Source organism: Streptomyces sp. NPDC001880, assembly GCF_053594575.1.
Map to the genome: position 1 here is coordinate 104916 of NZ_JBSFET010000015.1, position 18465 is coordinate 123380.

The 18465-nt window shown below is 72.3% G+C and carries 19 protein-coding genes and 2 pseudogenes; 10 read left to right on the forward strand and 11 right to left on the reverse strand.

The window, feature by feature from the left end; translation table 11 throughout:
• Nucleotides 1-50 precede the first annotated feature (50 nt).
• The 6 genes and pseudogenes from ACWCQ6_RS12415 to ACWCQ6_RS12440 all read right to left on the reverse strand — a co-directional run.
• Nucleotides 51-229, reverse strand: a pseudogene (locus ACWCQ6_RS12415) (TetR/AcrR family transcriptional regulator); the annotation flags it as partial.
• A 190-nt stretch (nucleotides 230-419) separates the two neighbouring features.
• Nucleotides 420-1931, reverse strand: coding sequence for a VCBS repeat-containing protein (locus ACWCQ6_RS12420; RefSeq protein WP_451088213.1), 1512 nt, complete (start codon nucleotides 1929-1931; stop codon nucleotides 420-422).
• Nucleotides 1932-2051: 120 nt separating this feature from the next.
• On the reverse strand, nucleotides 2052-2771 hold the full coding sequence (locus ACWCQ6_RS12425; RefSeq protein WP_451088215.1) for a class F sortase: 720 nt from the start codon (nucleotides 2769-2771) through the stop codon (nucleotides 2052-2054).
• Nucleotides 2772-2958: 187 nt separating this feature from the next.
• Complete coding sequence (locus tag ACWCQ6_RS12430; protein WP_451088217.1) at nucleotides 2959-3876, reverse strand: hypothetical protein; 918 nt, start codon at nucleotides 3874-3876, stop codon at nucleotides 2959-2961.
• A gap of 540 nt (nucleotides 3877-4416) precedes the next feature.
• Nucleotides 4417-5265, reverse strand: coding sequence for a transglutaminase family protein (locus tag ACWCQ6_RS12435; protein WP_451088219.1), 849 nt, complete (start codon nucleotides 5263-5265; stop codon nucleotides 4417-4419).
• Nucleotides 5266-5283: 18 nt separating this feature from the next.
• Nucleotides 5284-6285 carry a GNAT family N-acetyltransferase gene (locus ACWCQ6_RS12440; RefSeq protein WP_451088221.1) on the reverse strand — a complete coding sequence of 334 codons (1002 nt, stop codon included), beginning with the start codon at nucleotides 6283-6285 and terminating at the stop codon, nucleotides 5284-5286.
• 117 nt (nucleotides 6286-6402) lie between these two features.
• On the opposite strand from ACWCQ6_RS12440, the gene fdxA reads away from it, so the two are divergent.
• The gene (fdxA, locus tag ACWCQ6_RS12445) at nucleotides 6403-6723 is read left to right on the forward strand and encodes a ferredoxin (RefSeq protein ID WP_018956287.1); all 321 of its coding nucleotides are present in this window, start codon (nucleotides 6403-6405) and stop codon (nucleotides 6721-6723) included.
• Between the two features lie 151 nt (nucleotides 6724-6874).
• Nucleotides 6875-7969 carry a bifunctional succinyldiaminopimelate transaminase/glutamate-prephenate aminotransferase gene (locus tag ACWCQ6_RS12450; protein WP_451088223.1) on the forward strand — a complete coding sequence of 365 codons (1095 nt, stop codon included), beginning with the start codon at nucleotides 6875-6877 and terminating at the stop codon, nucleotides 7967-7969.
• Between the two features lie 88 nt (nucleotides 7970-8057).
• On the opposite strand, the gene ACWCQ6_RS12455 is transcribed toward ACWCQ6_RS12450, so the two are convergent.
• Together ACWCQ6_RS12455 and ACWCQ6_RS12460 are read right to left on the reverse strand one after the other, a co-directional pair.
• Nucleotides 8058-8468: an ATP-binding protein gene (locus ACWCQ6_RS12455; RefSeq protein ID WP_451088225.1), complete on the reverse strand. Its 411-nt coding sequence runs from the start codon at nucleotides 8466-8468 to the stop codon at nucleotides 8058-8060.
• A 299-nt stretch (nucleotides 8469-8767) separates the two neighbouring features.
• Nucleotides 8768-9715 carry a hypothetical protein gene (locus tag ACWCQ6_RS12460; protein WP_451088227.1) on the reverse strand — a complete coding sequence of 316 codons (948 nt, stop codon included), beginning with the start codon at nucleotides 9713-9715 and terminating at the stop codon, nucleotides 8768-8770.
• A 61-nt stretch (nucleotides 9716-9776) separates the two neighbouring features.
• On the opposite strand from ACWCQ6_RS12460, the gene dapE reads away from it, so the two are divergent.
• Together dapE and ACWCQ6_RS12470 are read left to right on the forward strand one after the other, a co-directional pair.
• Complete coding sequence (dapE, locus tag ACWCQ6_RS12465; protein WP_451088229.1) at nucleotides 9777-10856, forward strand: succinyl-diaminopimelate desuccinylase; 1080 nt, start codon at nucleotides 9777-9779, stop codon at nucleotides 10854-10856.
• 112 nt (nucleotides 10857-10968) lie between these two features.
• A complete protein-coding gene (locus tag ACWCQ6_RS12470) occupies nucleotides 10969-11718 on the forward strand; it encodes an LOG family protein (protein ID WP_451088231.1) in 750 nt (249 codons plus the stop codon).
• 50 nt (nucleotides 11719-11768) lie between these two features.
• Here ACWCQ6_RS12470 and folP read toward each other — a convergent pair whose 3' ends face one another.
• Nucleotides 11769-12641 (reverse strand): dihydropteroate synthase, encoded by an 873-nt coding sequence (folP, locus tag ACWCQ6_RS12475; protein ID WP_451088233.1) that lies wholly within the window; start codon nucleotides 12639-12641, stop codon nucleotides 11769-11771.
• Between the two features lie 126 nt (nucleotides 12642-12767).
• Between folP and ACWCQ6_RS12480 the strand changes: the two genes are divergently transcribed.
• Nucleotides 12768-13253: a DivIVA domain-containing protein gene (locus ACWCQ6_RS12480; protein WP_451088235.1), complete on the forward strand. Its 486-nt coding sequence runs from the start codon at nucleotides 12768-12770 to the stop codon at nucleotides 13251-13253.
• Complete coding sequence (locus ACWCQ6_RS12485; protein WP_451088237.1) at nucleotides 13250-13837, forward strand: DNA-3-methyladenine glycosylase I; 588 nt, start codon at nucleotides 13250-13252, stop codon at nucleotides 13835-13837. The genes ACWCQ6_RS12480 and ACWCQ6_RS12485 overlap by 4 nt, the downstream gene beginning before the upstream one ends.
• A gap of 29 nt (nucleotides 13838-13866) precedes the next feature.
• On the opposite strand, the gene chcB is transcribed toward ACWCQ6_RS12485, so the two are convergent.
• The gene (gene chcB / locus ACWCQ6_RS12490) at nucleotides 13867-14679 is read right to left on the reverse strand and encodes a 2-cyclohexenylcarbonyl CoA isomerase (protein ID WP_451088239.1); all 813 of its coding nucleotides are present in this window, start codon (nucleotides 14677-14679) and stop codon (nucleotides 13867-13869) included.
• Between the two features lie 313 nt (nucleotides 14680-14992).
• On the opposite strand from chcB, the gene ACWCQ6_RS12495 reads away from it, so the two are divergent.
• A complete protein-coding gene (locus ACWCQ6_RS12495) occupies nucleotides 14993-15160 on the forward strand; it encodes a DUF3117 domain-containing protein (RefSeq protein ID WP_003966491.1) in 168 nt (55 codons plus the stop codon).
• Nucleotides 15161-15485: 325 nt separating this feature from the next.
• Here the strand turns inward: ACWCQ6_RS12495 and ACWCQ6_RS12500 are convergent, their stop codons facing one another.
• The gene (locus ACWCQ6_RS12500) at nucleotides 15486-16151 is read right to left on the reverse strand and encodes an O-methyltransferase (protein ID WP_451088241.1); all 666 of its coding nucleotides are present in this window, start codon (nucleotides 16149-16151) and stop codon (nucleotides 15486-15488) included.
• A 182-nt stretch (nucleotides 16152-16333) separates the two neighbouring features.
• Between ACWCQ6_RS12500 and sigE the strand changes: the two genes are divergently transcribed.
• The 3 genes and pseudogenes from sigE to ACWCQ6_RS12515 all read left to right on the forward strand — a co-directional run.
• Complete coding sequence (gene sigE, locus ACWCQ6_RS12505) at nucleotides 16334-17095, forward strand: RNA polymerase sigma factor SigE (RefSeq protein ID WP_451088243.1); 762 nt, start codon at nucleotides 16334-16336, stop codon at nucleotides 17093-17095.
• Complete coding sequence (locus ACWCQ6_RS12510) at nucleotides 17092-18123, forward strand: zf-HC2 domain-containing protein (protein ID WP_451088245.1); 1032 nt, start codon at nucleotides 17092-17094, stop codon at nucleotides 18121-18123. Before sigE ends, ACWCQ6_RS12510 begins: the two co-directional genes overlap by 4 nt.
• A 112-nt stretch (nucleotides 18124-18235) precedes the next feature.
• A pseudogene (locus ACWCQ6_RS12515) lies at nucleotides 18236-18465 on the forward strand (protease); the annotation flags it as partial.

Consider the following 18465-nt stretch of genomic DNA (forward strand, 5'->3'; position numbering starts at 1 on the left):
TGGGAAATTCGCCGAGCCAGGTGTGCTGGAGCAGGTGCTCGGGCAGGTCGGAGCAGTTCGTCCTTGCCGGCCGAGAAGTAGTGGAACAGTTGACTCTTGCTGGTGCTGCTCCGCGCCATGATGTCGTCCAGCCTCGCCGATGCGACGCCCTTTTCCCGCAGCACCGCCGAGGCCCCCTGGACGATGCGTCGCCGCGTCGCCCTCCCTTTGCCGTCAGCTCCCCGCGCACGATCCGCCTCCTCGAAATGGACTGCGGAGTCCGATGCAGGTGCGTTGCTACAGCCCAACTCCCCGATGCGACACGGCCGGAGTCGCTGCGGCGGACGCGGGGAGATCAGCCCGGTCACCGCGTGCGAGTCGTCCTGCGCGATCTGGTCGATGCTCCCCAGGACGGGCGGGCGGGCGGGCGGGCGGTTGTGTCAGTCCGTCAGTGTCTCGCTGAAGCGGGACGGGCCGGTCGGTGCGCCGATCGTGGCCGCGCCGAACGAGACGGAACCCTTGGCGATGACGCCCGTGGCATCCGTACCGAAGATCCACAGGGCACCCCTGCTGATGTTCTCCGTCGGGGCGCCGACCACCATCTCCGTACGGCCCTTGCCGTCGTAGTCGCCCAGCGCGAGTGCCTGGCCGAACTGGTCGCCCGCCTCGGCGACACCCGGAACACCGGCCGTGTACTGGCCGAACTCCTTGGAACCCGCACCGCTCACGCCCTTGGGGCCGCCCTTGAACACCAGGACCCGGCCTGCGTCCGCGATGCCGTTGATCCGCTCGTTCGGCAGGCCCGTGGCGATGTCGGGGTAGCCGTCGCCGTTCGTGTCGCCCAGCGCCAGGCTGTAGCCCATCCGGTCGTGGAATTCGGCCGTGCCCGAGACGCCTTCGGTGTCCTGGTTGATCCAGACGGGCTTGCGGGCGGTGCTCTGCCCCTCGGGGCCGCCGTACGAGATGAAGAGCGCGCCGCCCTTCTTCACGGGGGTGTCCTGTTCCGACCACTCGTCGCCGCGCCCGATGACGACATCCCCGTGGCCGTCCTTGTCCAGGTCGGCGATGCCTACGGCGGTGCCGCCGACGCCGGCGCCGTCCGCGTCCTTGATCTCGACCGGGGCGGCGAAACCGGTGCGGCTGCCCTTCAGCAGGTACGTGTGCTGCTGCCACGGGTCGTCCGGGCCGAAGCCGAGGATCACCAGATCGCCCACGCCGCCGCCGCTCACGTCACCCACGGCGATCTCCGAGGTGTCGAGGACCGCCGTGCCGTCGACCGTGAACGAACCGACCCTGCTCCACTGGCCGGTGCGGCTGATCGGGCCGTGCAGGACGTGACCGCCGCGCCGTACGTCGCCCACCGCGATGTCGGCGATGCCGTCACCGTCCACGTCACCCACGTCCAGGTCGCCGGTGGCGTCGCTCTGGTCGCCGGGCACGGGCTTCAGGATCGTGGCGTTCTTCGAAAGACCGGACGCCCCACCCCAGTTGACGGCCAGCACCGTCCCTTGGTCGCCGTCGGTGGTGATCGCCCAGAGGCGGCCGACGAGATCCGCGTAACCGTCGTTGTTCAGATCGGCGCTGCGCAGGTTCGTGCCGTAGCGAGCGTCACCCGGGTTGTTGATGCCCGAGCGGTCCGGCCAGGTCAGTACTTGTTTGCGGGCGGAGGACAGGCCGCCGGGGCCGCCGAAGAGGACGCTCACGGCGCCCGCCCCCTCCGAGCCGCCGACGGTGGCCATGGGAGCGCCCACGGCCACGTCCGGGTAGCCGTCGCCGTTGAAGTCGTCGCGCAGTCGCTTGCTGCTCGGCGCGCTCGCTGCCTGGGCGGACGGCTGCGCCGCAGGGGCGGACGACTGCGCGGCGGCATGGCCGGTGGGAACGGCCACGGCTCCGGCGACCAGGGCGATTCCGGTCGCGATCGCCAGCCGGCGGCGTTGGGAAAGAACAGGCACGTCGATCAACTCCGGTGCGCGGGGGACCAGCCGGGCAGTACGGAATCGGCTTCCGCACTGCTCCGTACGACCTCGCGGCCCGGCGGATGGTTGTGCCGCACCGCCGACGGGTGCCGGTGGTCAGCCCTTTTTGAAGGAGTCGAGATGCGCGAAGGCCACCACGTTGTCCTCGTAGTCCTTCGCGGTCTTGTTGTACGCGCCTCCGCAGGTGATCAGGCGCAACTGGGCGGTGTTGGTCTCGGCGTAGACCCGGTCGTCCGGGAACTTGGCCTTGCTGAACTGTTCGACGGAGTCGACCTTGAACGTGGCGACCGAGCCGTCCTTGCGGGTGATGTCGACCTTGGCTCCGGGCTTGAGGTTCCGGAGCTGGAGGAAGACGGCCGGACCGGTCATCGTGTCGACATGGCCCGCCAGGATCGCGGCTCCGCGCTCGCCGGGGGTCACGCCGTCCTTGTACCAGCCGACCAGGTTCTTGTCGTTGGGGGGTGGCGCGTTCAGCTGGCCGGTGGGGCCGAGGGACAGATCGGTGAACGGCGCGTTGACAGCGATGTCCGTGATCTGCAGCCGTTGCGGGACGGAACGGGCCATCGCCGGGCCGACGGTGGCCTTCGACGAGGTGACGGGGGCGGGGGCGGCATGGGAGCCGAGGATCTCGGGGGTGGCGGACGAGACGGCGGCGGGCGCGGCCTGCGGCTTGTCGTCGACCGAGGTGCTGACTGAGTTGTAGATGAGAACCATGCCGAGCCCGGCTGTCACGGCGGGCCACATCAGGGCGCGGCCCAGCGTGGTTCGGGGGGCAGGCCGGGTGGGGGTGGAGCCGGTCGACTGCGGGGCGGCCATGGGAACGTGCCTTTCGGTTGTGCGGTGTTGAGAGGGGAGGAGCGGAGGGGAACGGGGGGAGCGGGGGAGCGGAGCGGCCGGTCCGGGGCTTATCCGGGGTTTATCTGGGGGGAAACGCAGCCGCCGCGGCCGCCGCCCCGAGGGGCAGCGACCGCGACAGCGAAACGACCGGCTGGATCTGGCCTGGTCAGACCATCGCGCCACCCGTCGACTGGCGGCGGCGCAGCTTGTACGCGCCGACGCCGATGCCGCCGAGCAGCAGCGCCGAGCCGGCGGCCAGACCGCCACCGGTCATCGCCATGCCACCACCACCGGCTTGCACGCCGCCACTGGGCCGGTCGCCGCCGCGTCCGCCGTCGTCGCCGCTGCGTCCGCCTTGGTCGCCGCCGCGTCCGCCACCCTCGTCGCCGCTGCGTCCGCCTTGGTCGCCGCCGCGACCGCCACCCTCGTCGCCGCTGCGTCCGCCCTCGTCGTCGGCGATGATGCTGGCCATGAAGCCACCGCCGGCTCGGACGCCGCCGTTCGGACGGCCACCGTCGTCGCCGCCACGACCGCCGTCGCCGCCGCCGTCGCCGCCACGACCGCCGCCCTCGTTGCCGCCGCGGCCGCCGCTGTCGCCGCCGCCGTCGCCGCCGCGACCGCCGCCCTCGTTGCCGCCGCGGCCGCCGCTGTCGCCGCCGCGGCCGCCGTCGTCGCCACCGCGACCACCCTCGTCGCTGGTGATCACGGTCGCCATGAAGCCGCCGCCGGTGTGGACACCGCCACGCGGACCGTCGCCGCCGCGGCCGCCGTCGCCGCCACGGCCGCCGCCGTCGTCGCCGCCGCGGCCGCCGCCGTCGTCGCCACGACCGCCGTAGCCGCCGTCGTCGCCGCCGCGACCGCCGTAGCCGCCGTCGTCGCCGCCGTCGTCGCCGCCACGGCCGCCGTAGCCGCCGCCGTCGTCGCCGCCGCGACCGCCGTAGCCGCCGTCGTCGCCGTGCGAGGACGAGTAACCGTTGTCGTGGCCCGAGTCGCCCGACACAACCATGGCGTAGGCGGACGGGCCGGTGATAGCAAGGACCGCTGTGACAGCGGCCGAAGCGAACAGTGTGCGGGCAGAGCGCATCTGAACACATTCCTTCCGCCGCAACTGCGAAGAGTGACGGAATGTCGACTCAGGGTGGCGCAGCGGCGACGTGATCCACCGTCAGTCAAAATGCGGATCCGCGCCATCGGGGCACGCAGCATTGGGGCTACGCGGTGGGCTCTTCGGGTGGCGTGGAGCCGATAATCACCCGTTGGACTGCACGCAGTGACGTGCGAGGTTTGGGCGGCGCGGCCCCACCCGTTTGCCGACCCCTTCATGTGGCGGCGCGGTCGTCGCGCGCCTTGTGGCGGAGTTCCGGATCCAATCAACTGCCTTTGTGGAAAAGGTAGTTGTTGCATGCCGTGCAGTATGCCGGTCGGGCGAGTCCGGTGGCCTGCCGGACTCCCGCTCGGGTGCCCCGGATCCGGGTCGGCCGGGAGCCGCTGCCCGCGAGTGGGGGCGATTCCGGCGGGCCGGTCTCGGGCACGGTCTGCAAGGCCTGCTGCGGACGGAGCGCAGGACCGGCTCAGGCGGGGAGGGGCGGTGACGCGGGGACGGGCGGCGGCTCCGGGACGGCGCTCAGTTCAGCAACGCCCGGGCCGCCCTCGCCCGGTGCCGGATCGCCTCCGCCGCCGCGGGCTCGACCCGGTCGACCACGTCCGCGTACTCCTCCATCTCCACCGCCCCGCGCAGGAACTGCCCGCTCTGGACGAGCAGCTGCGCGCGCTCGTAACGGAGAGCGGCGGGATGCGAGGGGAGCAGCAGCGACAGGTCCACCGCCCACAGCGCCACATCGGTGTGCTCGGGGCGGGTCGCCGCCCATGCCCTGATGTTGTTCAGGATCCGCAGCACGATCTCCAGCGGCCGCGCGGGCTCAAGTATCGACTCCTCCAGCGGCTCCCCGGTGGCCCCGGCCACCAGCAGCTCGGCGTCCTGCCCGGTCATCGGCCGGCCCCCGTCGAAGGGGTCGGCCAGCACCCGCTCGGCCGGATCGCCGAAACCGACGACGAAATGGCCGGGCAGCGCCACCCCGTACACCGGAGCGCCCGCCCGCCGTGCGACCTCGATCCACACCACGGACAGCAGGATCGGCAGCCCGCGCCGTCTGCGCAGCACCTCGTGCAGCAGCGACGACTCCAGCCGCTGGTAGTCCGCCGACGAGCCCGCGAAGCCGTACCGTTCGCCGAGCAGTTCGGCCAGCGCCGAGGCCCAGGCCCGGCCGCCCCGAATCCCGTACGGAAGCCGGCCCGCCAGCTCGTCCAGTTCGATCTGTGCCGCGTCGATCCCGTGCGCGTCCAGCGCCGGATCGGCCACCGCACCCAGCAGCAGGCAGAGCAGCGCGAGGTCCGGCCGCTCGGCGCGCGCCTCCTCGGCGAACTGCCGGTGCAGCTCGTCCCGGTCCGGGCGCTCAGCGGGTTCAGGGTTCATCGGGCCCGTCCGTCCCCGTCACGCAGACCGGAAGTGGTGGTACAGGTGATGGACTGCGAACCCCATGCCCTCGTACAGCGCCCGCGCCTCCTCGTTGTCCGTCTCCACCTGGAGCCACGCCGCCGACGCACCCTCCTCCAGGGCCTTGCGGGCGAGCGCGGTCATCACGGCGGAGGCGAGCCCCCGGCGCCGGTGCTCCGGATCGACCTCGACGGCCATGAAACCGGCCCACCGCCCGTCCACCACGCACCGCCCGATCGCGACCGGCGCCGCGCCCTCGCTGTCGCCGGGCACCGAGGCGAACCACACCGAGGGGCCGCCGCGCAGCACCGCCAGGACGTGCGGGCCCGGGGTCTCGAAGCGCTGGTAGCGGGAGAGCCAGGTCTCGTCGAGCTCCCGGCTCAGCCGCACCCGGGACACATCCGCGTCCAGATCGCCGATCGGGGCGAGCCCGGCGGTGCGCACCTCCGCCGTCACCTCGCGGCGCCATCCGCGCTCCTCCAGCTCCGCACAGAGCAGCTCCTGGGTGCCCTCGGCGCCGGTCGCGGTCTGGATGTACGCGGGCAGGTCCCGTTCCCCGTACCACTGCCGGACGTGCCCGAGCGCCTCGTCGAGCGGGACGCCCGGATCGCCGAGCGGCAGCACGGAGTTGGCGCGCCGGGTGAACCCCCGCGCCGCGCGCAGCCGCCAGTCGCCCAGCGGTTCGCTCTCCACCGGCTGCCAGGCACGGGCGCAGACGGGCGCCAGCTCTTCGAAGGAGGCCGCCGGACCGCGCCGCCGGGCCGGAGCCGCGGGCACCACCTTGCCCGCCACCAGTGCCGACTCCGGGATCCGGACGGATTCACCGCTCTTCGGTGTGATCGAAAGCACACCGTCGTCCCATGATGTGAGAACCCCTACCGTGTCGGCAAACTTCGCTCCTTGTGGGTCGGTCTCGCACACACGCCGGACTGATACCCGTTTGCCCACGTCAGCCGGTGTGATTCGGACCCTGAGTTGTCCGCCGATGGTGAATTCCACAGGTCTGTACGCCCCTCCTGTTCGGTTCGTGCCCCGGAACGGAGATACTAGGGGCGGGCATCGACGACGCCGCGCTCCCGCGCGAGAGCCAACGCCCTACCGAGGAGGAACGACAGCGTGACCTACGTCATCGCGCAGCCTTGTGTCGACGTAAAGGACAAGGCCTGCATCGAAGAGTGCCCCGTCGACTGCATCTACGAGGGCCAGCGGTCCTTGTACATCCACCCGGACGAATGCGTCGACTGTGGAGCCTGTGAGCCGGTGTGCCCGGTCGAGGCCATCTTCTACGAGGACGACACCCCGGAGGAGTGGAAGGACTACTACAAGGCGAACGTCGAGTTCTTCGACGACCTCGGGTCGCCCGGTGGTGCCTCCAAGCTGGGCCTGATCGAGCGCGACCACGCGTTCATCGCCGCGCTGCCGCCGCAGAACCAGTAGCAAGCGGCCAGCACGTGCGCCGCCCCGGTCCCGTACGGCTCGTCGCCGTGCGGGACCGAGGCGTTTTCGCACCCGGGCGACGAGCGGGCCGCGGCTCCCTCGCGACCCCGTGCGTCTCCCGCGTGACCCCCGTACGAGAAAGCAGAGATCCGTGTCCGCAGTCTCCTCCCGTCTCCCGGTCTTCCCCTGGGACAAGCTCGCGCCCTACAAGTCGACGGCTGCGGCCCACCCCGACGGCATCGTGGACCTGTCCGTCGGCACCCCCGTCGACCCGGTGCCCGAGCTGATCCGGCGGGCGCTCGTCGCCGCGGCGGACAGCCCCGGCTATCCGACGGTGTGGGGGACCACCGAGCTTCGTGACGCGATCGCCGGGTGGGTGGAGCGGCGGCTCGGCGCGGTCGGGGTGACGCACGGCCACGTACTGCCGGTCGTCGGCTCCAAGGAGCTGGTGGCCTGGCTGCCGACCCAGCTCGGACTCGGCGCGGGCGACAAGGTGGCGTACCCGCGGCTCGCCTACCCGACCTACGAGGTGGGCGCCCGGCTCTGCGGTGCCGAGCCCGTCGTCTACGACGACCCGACCGAGCTGGACCCGGCCGGGCTGAAGCTGCTCTGGCTCAACTCGCCGTCCAACCCGACCGGCCGGGTCCTGGCCAAGGACGAGCTGACCCGGATCGTCGCCTGGGCCCGCGAGCACGGTGTGCTGGTCTTCAGCGACGAGTGCTACCTGGAGCTGGGCTGGGAGGCCGAACCGGTCTCCGTGCTGCACCCGGACGTCTGCGGCGGTACGTACGAGGGCATCGTCGCGGTCCACTCGCTCTCCAAGCGCTCCAACCTGGCCGGCTACCGCGCGGCGTTCATCGCGGGCGACCCGACGGTGCTGAGCGAACTGCTGCTGATCCGCAAGCACGGCGGCATGATGACGCCCGCCCCGGTCCAGGCGGCGACGGTCGCGGCGCTCGGCGACGACGAGCACGTCGCCGAGCAGCGGGCCCGGTACGCGGAGCGGCGCGCGGCCCTGCGCACCGCGCTGGAGGCGCACGGCTTCCGCATCGAGCACAGCGAGGCGAGCCTCTACCTGTGGGCGACGCGCGACGAGCCGTGCTGGGAGACCGTGGCGCACCTGGCGGAGCTGGGCATCCTGGTGGCGCCGGGCGACTTCTACGGACCGGCCGGCGACCGCTTCGTACGGGTGGCGTTCACGGCCACGGACGAGCGGGTGGCGGCAGCGGTCAAGCGGCTGTCCTGAGAGCGGCGGTACACGCGCGGGGCCCCGGGAGTGCGCACTCCCGGGGCCCCGCGCGTATGTGGTGCTTCCGGCCGGTGGCCGGGCCGGATCAGCCGAGCGGCAGACCCTTGGTGGGCAGGTTCTGGGTGGGCAGGCCACCCTGGGTCGCGGCGCCGGTGGCGTCGCCGAGGACCTCGCCCGCGCTGCCGGCGGCGCCGTCCGCGGCCTTCTGCACGGTGGGGGCGGCGCCGTCGGCCTTGCCGACGGTCTTGCCCGCGGCCGGGAGGGTCGTGCCGACGATCTTGCCGCCGGTCTCGCCCGCAGCCTTGGTGCCCTGCCGGGACGCGCTGTCGACCGTCTTGCCGAGACCGGAACCGTCGACGGTGGTCAGCCCGCCGAGCTCCGGGGTCTGCGGGAGCTCCGCGGCACCCGCGGCTCCGGCCGCACCGACCACGGGGGCCGCACCCGCGGCGATCAGCAGTGCGGCACGGGCGATCCGGCGGGTCAGGGGGAGGGACATGATGCTCCTTCGACGGGATGAGGAATAGGTCTGTCCGTTGATCGGACGCAATGACAACCGTCGAAAGGGCGGGAGAGGTTGCGGTGGGCCAGGGTAAAGAGTCGGTAATGCGTCACATGATCTGCGACGGCAGGGCCCGGGTGGACAGGGCATTCCAGGGGAGGTGAATGAGCCGTCACTTCCCTTTCTGCGCAAGGCAATTGAGGTGTCTAAGGGGGCGGCGGGAGGGGGCGCGCGAGGGGGCGCGCGAGGGGGGCGCTAGCAACGGGCCGGATAGCACCTGCGGGCGATCGCCTGAACTAGTGCGCGAGCTGGATCCGGACGTCGGTGGTGCTCGAATCCTTGCGTTCCGTCCGCCAGCCCGACCCGGCCTCCCAGACCCGGCCCGCGTACGAGACCTCGTCCAGCCCGAGCGCCTCGGACTGCGCGACCGCCCAGTGCGCGAGCTCCCAGCCGCGCCGGGCCGCTCCGTCGTCCCCGGCCGTCCGGGCCGCCGGGACCGGCACCGAGACCGTGCTCGACGCCGCCGCGCCGGCCGCCGGCTTGCCGTCCCCCGGCGCCGTCGTCACCTCGGGCAGTACGTCCTTGCCGAAGGCCCGCACCAGCTCCGCCCGCACCTTCGCCGCGTCGGGGCTCGCCGCCGTCGCCCGCGGCGGCGCGCAGTTCAGCGAGGCGGGCGTACGACCGGTCAGCGCGGCTGCCAGCAGGGCCGCGTCCGGCTCGTGCTTCGCATACGCCTGCGGGAAACCGCTGCGCTGGACCCGCTGCGCGGCGACCGTCAGCGGCAGCCGCGAGTAGCCGGGGACCTCGGCCAGATGCCGGTAGAACTCCCCGGCGGAGTAGACCGGATCCATGATCTGCTTCTCGGTGCCCCAGCCCTGCGAGGGGCGCTGCTGGAACAGTCCCAGCGAATCCCGGTCGCCGTGCTCGATATTGCGCAGCCCGGACTCCTGCAGCGCGGTCGCCAGCGCGATCGTCACGGCCCGCTCCGGCATCCCCCGCGAGGTGCCGACCGCGGAGATCGTCGCGGCGTTGACGGCCTGCTCCAGGCTCATCCGGTACGTACGGCCCTCGCCGTCCGAACCGTCGGCCGACTCCACGATGCATCCTTCGATGATCTTGTTGCCGGTGATGTACTGAATAGTCAGATAGCCGCCGAGCGCGGCGAGCACGACAAGGGCGACGGCGATGCGCAGGAGGCGACTGCGGCCGGTGTGTCGGCGGGCGGGGGAGACGGTCCGGGGCACGCGCCCACCGTACTGGAGTACCCGTCCGGAGCCGAGGGCCCTGTCCCTTAGGGTCGGTGTCATGCCCGAAACCACACTTGACCTCACCCTGGACGGTCCGGCACTCACCGCCCGGCTCGTCGACTTCCCGTCGGTCAGCGGTCAGGAGAAGGACCTCGCGGACGCGATCGAGGCGGCCCTGCGGACCCTCCCGCACCTGACCGTCGACCGGCACGGCAACAACGTCGTGGCCCGGACGAACCTGGGCCGCGCCGAGCGGGTGGTGCTCGCCGGGCACATCGACACCGTTCCGATCGCCGACAACGTGCCGTCCCGGCTCGACGACAACGGGGTGCTGTGGGGCTGCGGCAGCTCCGACATGAAGTCGGGCGTCGCCGTCCAGCTGAGGATCGCCGCCACCGTGCCCGAGCCCAACCGCGACCTGACCTTCGTCTTCTACGACAACGAAGAGGTCGCCGCGCACCTCAACGGGCTCGGCCACATCGCCGACGCCCACCCCGACTGGCTGACGGGTGACTTCGCGGTCCTGCTGGAGGGCTCCGACGCCGAGGTCGAAGGCGGCTGCCAGGGCACCCTGCGGGTCTTCCTCCGTACCGAGGGGGAGCGGGCCCACTCCGCGCGCGGCTGGATGGGGTCCAACGCCATCCACGCCGCCGCCCCGATCCTGGCCCGCCTCGCCGCGTACGAACCGCGCCGTCCGGTCATCGACGGCCTCGAATACCACGAGGGCCTGAACGCGGTAGGGATCGAGGGCGGCGTCGCCAACAACGTCATCCCGGACGCCTGCACCGTCGTGGTCAATTTCCGGTACGCGCCCGACCGGACCGCCGAGGAGGCGCTGGCCCACGTCCACGAGGTCTTCGCGGACTGCGGCGTCGCCGAATTCGTCGTCGACGACCACTCGGGCGCGGCCATGCCCGGCCTCTCCCACCCGGCCGCCAGGGCGTTCATGGCGGCGGTGGGCGGCACCGCCCGGCCCAAGTTCGGCTGGACGGACGTCTCCCGCTTCGGCTCCCTCGGCGTTCCCGCGGTGAACTACGGACCGGGCGATCCGCTGTTCGCCCACAAGCGTGACGAGCACGTGGTGGTCGAGCGGATCACCCACTGCGAGGAACGGCTCCGCTCCTGGCTCACCGCCTGACCCATGACATTCCCCTGTCCGTAACCTCCATGGATCTACCCTGAGCTGACACGGATGACCACTGATCCTCCGGGATCCACCGGTCATCGATCGTCGTCGGAGGGAGCAGGTCATGGGCAACCCCGAGGGGGCACGCGTCCCGAAGGAGCAGCGGCTCGGACCGGTACTGCGCCGCAGGGAACAGGTACAGCCCGGCACCACCGATCAGCGGTTGCTGGACACCGAGGGCGACTCCGAGTGGGTGCACACCGACCCATGGCGGGTGATGCGCATCCAGTCGGAGTTCGTCGAGGGATTCGGCGCGCTGGCCGAGCTGCCGAGCGCGATCAGCGTCTTCGGTTCGGCACGCACCCCGGTCGGCGGACCCGACTACGAGGCGGGCGTGCGGATCGGCAAGGCCCTCGTCGAGGCCGGCTTCGCGGTGATCACCGGAGGCGGGCCGGGGGCGATGGAGGCGGCGAACAAGGGGGCGCGGGAGGCGAAGGGAGTCTCGGTCGGACTCGGCATCGAGCTGCCCTTCGAGTCCGGCCTCAACCCGCACGTCGACATCGGCGTCAACTTCCGCTACTTCTTCGTCCGCAAGACGATGTTCGTGAAGTACGCGCAGGGCTTCGTCGTACTGCCCGGCGGGCTCGGCACCCTGGACGAGCTCTTCGAGGCGCTCACCCTCGTCCAGACGGGCAAGGTCACCCGCTTCCCGATCGTGCTGTTCGGCACCGCGTACTGGAGCGGCCTCGTGGACTGGCTGCGGGACACGGTGGTGGCGCAGGGCAAGGCGTCCGAGCACGACCTGCTGCTGTTCCACGTCACGGACGACGTGGACGAGGCTGTCGACCTGGTGACCAAGGAGGTCGGCCGGTAGGGGCTGTCCGGGGTGCGGGGCCCGCCGCGGGGCCCCGCACCCCGCACCGGTCACGCCAGTCCGCGCCGCGCCACGGCCGGCTCGCGGTGCCCCGCGACGGACGCCACCATGTCCAGCACCTGCCGGGTCTCGGCCACCTCGTGCACCCGGTACACCTGTGCCCCGAGCCACGCGGAGACGGCCGTGGTCGCCAGCGTCCCGATCACCCGCTCCTTCACCGGCCGGTCGAGCGTCTCGCCGACGAAGTCCTTGTTGGACAGCGATACGAGCACCGGCCAGCCGGTCTCCGTCATCTCGCCGAGCCGGCGCGTCGCCTCCAGGGAGTGCCGGGTGTTCTTCCCGAAGTCATGACCGGGGTCGATCATGATCCCGTCGGGCCGCACCCCGAGCGCGACCGCGCGTTCGGCCAGCCCCACCGTCACCCGCAGGATGTCCGCCATCACGTCGTCGTACGCGATCCGGTGCGGCCGGGTCCGCGGCTCGGCGCCGCCCGCGTGCGTGCACACCAGACCGGCGCCGTACCGCGCTGCGACCTCCGCGAGCTTCGGGTCGACGCCGCCCCACGCGTCGTTCAGCACATCCGCGCCGGCCTCGCAGACCGCCTCGCCGACGTCGTGGCGCCAGGTGTCGACGCTGATCACCACGTCCGGGTGGCGGCGGCGCACCTCCGCGACGAACCCGACCGTGCGGCGCGCCTCCTCCTCGGCGGTCACCTCCTCGCCGGGGCCCGCCTTCACACCCCCGATGTCGACGATCGCCGCACCGTCCGCGATCGCCTGCTCGACCCGGGCGAGCGCCGGTTCGTCCCGGAAGGTCGCCCCCTGGTCGTAGAAGGAGTCCGGGGTACGGTTCACGATCGCCATGATCACCGGCTCGTGCGCACCGAATTCGCGCCGCCCCAGCCTGAGCGCACCGCTTCGCATCCCGCGTTTCTCCTCTGGTCGATCGCCACGTGAGTCACCTGCGACCCTAAGGGCTGTCCGGGCGGCCACCGGCTGTCGGTGCCGCATGGCACGATCGGACCCGGACAGGTTTCCGCTCCCGGGGAGATGCGCGTGTTCTGGTTCTTGCTGGTGACGATGGTCGTGGTGGTGGCCGCGGTCACGCTCGCGGTGGTCGGCGGGGGGAAGAGCGCCGTCCTGCAGGACGTGGCGCCCGAGCAGCCGGTCGACCCGCTGCCCGCGACGAGACCGGTCGGCCGTGCGGACATCGACGCGCTGCGGCTGCCGGTGGCCGTGCGCGGCTACCGCATGATGGATGTCGACGAGGCGCTCGACCGGCTCGCTGCCGAGCTCGCCGAGCGGGACGCGCGGATCGCGGAGCTGGAATCGGCGCTGGCAGGCGCCCAGGCGACCGCGGTCGGCGGTCCCGGCCTCATCGAGGGGCCGGGAGAGCGGCCGGAGCAGCCCGAGGACCGCCCGAAGGCACCGTGGGAGCCACCGGAGCAGGAGCCGCGGCCAACGGAGCACTCCGAAGAGGAGCCGCCCCGTGACCCGCGGCCCACGGAGCACCCCGGAGAGGAGCCCGGACGATGAGCAGCGGCGCGGAAGCGGCCCCGGACGGCGGACTGCGCTGCCCCTGGGGACTGTCCACCGAGGACTACCTCACGTACCACGACACCGAATGGGGCCGGCCCGTCCACGGCGACGACGCCCTGTTCGAACGGCTCTGCCTGGAGGCGTTCCAGTCGGGCCTCTCCTGGCTGACGATCCTGCGCCGCCGGGAGGGCTTCCGCTCCGCCTTCGCCGGGTTCAAGATCGCCGCGGTGGCCGAGTTCACCGACGCCGACAAGGAGCGCCTCCTCGCCGACGCCGGCATCATCCGCAACCGCGCGAAGATCGAGGCGACCCTCGCCAATGCCAAGGTGCTGGCCGGCTGGGGCGCCGGCGAGCTGGACGGACTGATCTGGTCCTACGCCCCCGACCCGGCCGGCCGCCCCGCCCCGCGCACCCTCGGCGACGTCCCGGCGGTCACACCGGAGTCCACGGCGCTGGCCAAGGACCTCAAGAAGCGCGGAGTGCGCTTCGTCGGGCCCACGACGGCCTACGCCCTGATGCAGGCATGCGGCCTGGTCGACGACCACCTGGCCGACTGCGTGGCGCGCGGCGGCGGGGCGTAGGGCCGCAGGGCGGCGAAGCGTCCGGGCGGCTACCGGCCGAGGTACTTCGGCTTCTCCTTGTCGAGGAACGCCTGCACCGCGATCGTGTGGTCCTCGGACGCGCCCGCCCGGGTCTGGAGCTCGTCCTCCTTCTCCAGCGCCTCGCTCAGTGTGTGGCCGGCGCCGTAAGCCAGGGACTCCTTGAGCGCGGCGTACGCCACCGTGGGGCCGGACGCCAGGGTGCGGGCGACGGCGGCGGCCTCGGCGGCCAGGTCGGCGGCGGGCACCAGCTTGTTCACGATGCCCAGCTCATGGGCGTCCTGCGCGGAGATCGAGCGCGGGAAGAGCAGCAGGTCGGCGGCGCGGCTCTGCCCGATCAGGCGCGGCAGCGTCCAGGAGACGCCCGAGTCGGCGGTGAGGGCCACACCGGCGAAGGAGGTGTTGAACGAGGCGGTGTCGGCGACCACCCGGAAGTCGCAGGCGAGCGCGAAGCCGAAACCGGCACCGGCGGCGACCCCGTTGACCCCGGCGACGACCGGCTTGGGCATCCCGGCGATGGCCCGCACGATCGGGTTGTAGTGCTCCTGCACCGTACTCAGCGCATTGCCGCTGCCCGACTCGCGGGTGCTTTCGAGCGTGGCCACGTGCTCCTTCAGGTCCTGGCCGACGCAGAACGCCCGCCCGGTCGCGGTGAGCAGAACGGCGCGTACGGCGGGGTCGGCCGCCGCGGACTCCAGCGCGTCACGGAGCGCCACCTTGGCCGCGGTGTTCATGGCGTTCATCGCATCGGGACGGTTGATCGTGATCGTCGCGAGTCCGTCGCTCACTTCGTAGAGCACGCTGTCCGCCATGTGGTCGGCCATTTCGTTGTCCCCTTCGCGCCTCGGGCAATGCCTGTCCAGGCAAGCATGGCCGACTCGGACGGGAGCCGACATGTGACCTGCGTCTAACAATTGAGCCCCGAAGCAGGGGGGTGGGCGGCGGAGTATCGCAGGTCGATCGCCGAATTGGGTGGTTTTGAGCGAGCGCGTTGCTCAAGCGATGCCGACCGATGTTGGTCATCGGGGTCTGTGATGCGGGATAATGGCCTGGAAGCAATGTGTTCGATGCCGGTGACACAGCGCCTGTCATGGGGCCGCCGGTTGCGATGAGCTGGTTTCAGGAAGGGGAACGAGCATGGCGGCCATGAAGCCGCGGACGGGCGACGGCCCGCTCGAGGTGACAAAGGAGGGGCGGGGCATCGTCATGCGCGTTCCGCTCGAAGGCGGCGGTCGGCTTGTCGTGGAGCTGACGCCGGACGAGGCCGATGCACTCGGCGATGCCCTCAAGAAGGTCGTCGGCTGAGCAGAGGCGCCCACACTTCGTCACTGCCCCGGCACGGTGTCCGTGCCGGGGCAGTGACGCGTTCACGGCCCTCTGTGCCCGGCCGGGGCTCTGTCCGCGCCCCGGCCCCGTAACGGCGGGCCTCGGAGGCTGTCGGGTGACCTGTGACCGGGCGGCCACGCGCTGGTGCGCACGCTTCCCGCGTCGTCGTCGGTCGACGACGCCCCTTCCCCCGGCTCTCGGCTCCGCTCGACCAGGGGAGACCCCATCCGTCTCCCTCCCCCGCCCTGGAAGCGCATGCGCCGGACCGCGTCCGCTTTCCGGTCCGAGGCCGCCCGACAGCCTCTCAGCCCCTGCGCACCGCGCACAGCAGCCCGTCGCCCACCGGCAGCAGCGTCGACATCAGCTCCTGGCTCTCGCGCACCGCGCGCAGCAGCTCCCGCAGCCGCAGCACTTCCGCGGGCTGCGCCGCGGAGTCGACCGTACGGCCGTCCGCGAAGACACCCTCGAAGCAGACCAGGCCGCCGGGGCGCAGCAGGCGCAACGATTCAGCGAGACAGTCCAGGCTCTCCAGCCGGTCGCCGTCGCAGAACACCAGGTCGTATCCGCCGTCCGCGAGCCTGGGCAGTACGTCCAGGGCACGGCCCGGAATGAAGCGGGCCCGGTTGGCGGCGTACCCCGCGGCGCGGAAGGCCTGGCGGGCGAACTGCTGGCGTTCGGGCTCCGGGTCGACGGTGGTCAGCACGCCGTCGGGCCGCATTCCGTGCAGCAGATAGAGCCCGGACACACCCGTCCCGGTGCCGATTTCCGCCACCGCTTTGGCGTCCGTCGTGGCAGCGAGCAAGCGCAGCGCGGCGCCGGTACCTGGCGACACCGAGCGGAGCCCCACTTCCCGGGCCCGGTCACGGGCCCAGCGCAGTGCTTCGTCCTCGGCGACAAAGGCGTCGGCGAACGCCCAGCTCGTCTGCCGGTTGGCGGTAATGACCCTCTCCTGTCCCCGTAGTTGGCGCAACGGTGACTGTATCCGCTGCACCCGGGAACCCGCAGATGGGACCGGGCGTTATGAGGGGGCAGGGGAGAGCCTGTGGGATCGGCCCGCGGATCGGGTCCGGGAGCCACGGGCCGGCGGTTCCCGGGGCGATCCCCGGCCCCAGCAGGAAAAAGGCTTATCCGGAGCTAACGGGCGAGGTGGCTATGGTAGGGGCTCCACTGGACACCACCAGAGCCGATAGGGGAGGTGCGGCTGCGCCTGTGGATCGGGGAGGAGTGCTACGGCGCCTTCTCAGGTCGGCGGGTGAGCCGAAATCCGTGACCAACATTGCTGACCGTTCTTCCAACGTCTCCGCTCCGACCGCGACCTTCGCCTCAGATGCGGACTCCCAGGTGTGGACGCCACCTTCATGGGAAGAGATCGTCAGCACGCACAGCGGCCGGGTCTACCGCCTGGCCTACCGGCTGACGGGCAACCAGCACGACGCCGAGGACCTCACGCAGGAGGTCTTCGTCCGGGTGTTCCGGTCGCTGTCGACCTACACGCCGGGCACGTTCGAGGGCTGGCTGCACCGCATCACGACCAACCTGTTCCTGGACATGGTCCGCCGCAAGCAGCGGATCCGCTTCGACTCCCTCGGCGACGACGCCGCCGAGCGGCTGCCGAGCCGTGAGCCGTCCCCGCAGCAGGTCTTCAACGACACCCACTTCGACGCGGACGTGCAGCAGGCGCTGGACACCCTCGCGCCCGAGTTCCGTGCCGCCGTCGTGCTCTGCGACATCGAGGGTCTTTCGTACGAGGAGATCGCCGCGACGCTCGGCGTGAAGCTCGGCACCGTGCGCAGCCGTATCCACCGCGGTCGCTCGCACCTGCGCAAGGCGCTGCGGCACCGTTCGCCCGAGGCCCGTGCCGAGCAGCGCTCGCTGGCGGGCGCGGTCCTGGCAGGGGAGGGCGGAACGGCGTGAGTGGCACAGGTCCGACCCCCGCGGAACAACACCTGGGGGACCGCCTCGCCGCGCTTGTCGACGGTGAGTTGAAACACGACGCCCGCGACCGGGTGCTCGCCCACCTCGCGACCTGTGCCAAGTGCAAGGCCGAGGCCGCGGCGCAGCGGCGCCTGAAGAGTGTCTTCGCCCAGTCCGCCCCGCCGTCGCCGTCCGAGGGGTTCCTCGCCCGGCTGCAGGGCCTTCCCGGGGGTCCGGGGGGTGACGACGACAGGCAGGACAGACCGTTCGGCGGCTCCGGGCGCTTCGGCGACGGGCTCTTCCCCGTGATCCAGCCGTCCGGCAGCCGCCCGGACTCGCCAGGGGACCGGCCGCTCGGCGGCTTCGGCTTCCTCCCGGCCCCGCACGGCTCGACGGCCGTGCTGCCGGGGGGCTCCGCCCGTTCCGCCTTCCGGATCCACGAGGTGGGCCGCGAGGGTGAGCGCTCGCCCTGGCGCGGCCGGAGGTTCGCCTTCGCGGCGGCGAGCGCCGTCTCGCTGGCGGCCATCGCCCTCGGCGGTGCCCTGCCGACGGGCGCGGGCCCCGGCTCCGCGGCCCGGGCCTCGGGCGCCGGGAACACGGTGACCCCGCTCGACGCCTCTTCGCGCGGGGAGAGCGGCGGCTCGGTCAGCCGTCGCGGTGGTGGCAGCCACGGCACGCTCGCCGCCAGAGGGGCGGGCGACCGCTCGACCGTCGCGGCCCCGTCGGCCGTGCCGAGCGTCGCACCGGCGGTGCCCTCCGCCGCTCCGGCGGCGGTCGCCACCGCGAGCCTCGCGGGAAACCCCTTCGCCGCGCACCTCCTGACCGATGTGTCCGCGTCGCCTCTGATACGTCCGACCGGCACCACCCCACTCTTCGCCGAGGCGTTCGGGCAGCTCGCCGCGCAGTCGCCGACGCCCTCCGCACCACCGTCCGGGACGCAGTCGTCGCCACGGCCCTGGACACAGCCCTCGGCCTCCGCCGTTCCCGCGCCCACCGACCGCGGACTGCCGCTCTCGTCCCGCCACTGACCCAGGGGTCTGCGCAAGCATTCGCAAACCTGGTTGAATTCCCGGAGCAGTTCCGGGAGGGACGCCCCGGCCGGGGCGTGCAGAGGCCAGTTGCGGCAGTTGCGGGGAGAGCATGGAAGACGGGAAGTCCACCGGGCCGAAGGCGAAGTGGTGGAGCCGGCCCACGGCGGGAAGCGCCGCCCGCACAGCGCCGGACGAGCCGTCCCCCGCCGAGGACCCGGCGCCCCCGGCCGGCCCGACGGCACTCCCGGCCGACGCGCCGCCCCAGTCCCCGGCCCCCGGACCGTCGGCCGCCCTGCCCGCCGAAGTACCGCCCGCGTCACCGGCCGCGCGGCCGGTGAC

Coding starts and splice junctions, on each gene's coding strand:
- ACWCQ6_RS12470 (WP_451088231.1), top strand. CDS start 10,969: ATGGGCAACCCCGAGGGGGCACGCGTCCCGAAGGAGCAGCGGCTCGGA.
- ACWCQ6_RS12425 (WP_451088215.1), bottom strand. CDS start 2,771: ATGGCCGCCCCGCAGTCGACCGGCTCCACCCCCACCCGGCCTGCCCCC.
- dapE (WP_451088229.1), top strand. CDS start 9,777: ATGCCCGAAACCACACTTGACCTCACCCTGGACGGTCCGGCACTCACC.
- folP (WP_451088233.1), bottom strand. CDS start 12,641: ATGCGAAGCGGTGCGCTCAGGCTGGGGCGGCGCGAATTCGGTGCGCAC.
- sigE (WP_451088243.1), top strand. CDS start 16,334: ATGGTAGGGGCTCCACTGGACACCACCAGAGCCGATAGGGGAGGTGCG.
- ACWCQ6_RS12480 (WP_451088235.1), top strand. CDS start 12,768: ATGCGCGTGTTCTGGTTCTTGCTGGTGACGATGGTCGTGGTGGTGGCC.
- chcB (WP_451088239.1), bottom strand. CDS start 14,679: ATGGCCGACCACATGGCGGACAGCGTGCTCTACGAAGTGAGCGACGGA.
- ACWCQ6_RS12495 (WP_003966491.1), top strand. CDS start 14,993: ATGGCGGCCATGAAGCCGCGGACGGGCGACGGCCCGCTCGAGGTGACA.
- ACWCQ6_RS12455 (WP_451088225.1), bottom strand. CDS start 8,468: ATGTCCCTCCCCCTGACCCGCCGGATCGCCCGTGCCGCACTGCTGATC.
- ACWCQ6_RS12430 (WP_451088217.1), bottom strand. CDS start 3,876: ATGCGCTCTGCCCGCACACTGTTCGCTTCGGCCGCTGTCACAGCGGTC.
- ACWCQ6_RS12485 (WP_451088237.1), top strand. CDS start 13,250: ATGAGCAGCGGCGCGGAAGCGGCCCCGGACGGCGGACTGCGCTGCCCC.
- ACWCQ6_RS12435 (WP_451088219.1), bottom strand. CDS start 5,265: ATGAACCCTGAACCCGCTGAGCGCCCGGACCGGGACGAGCTGCACCGG.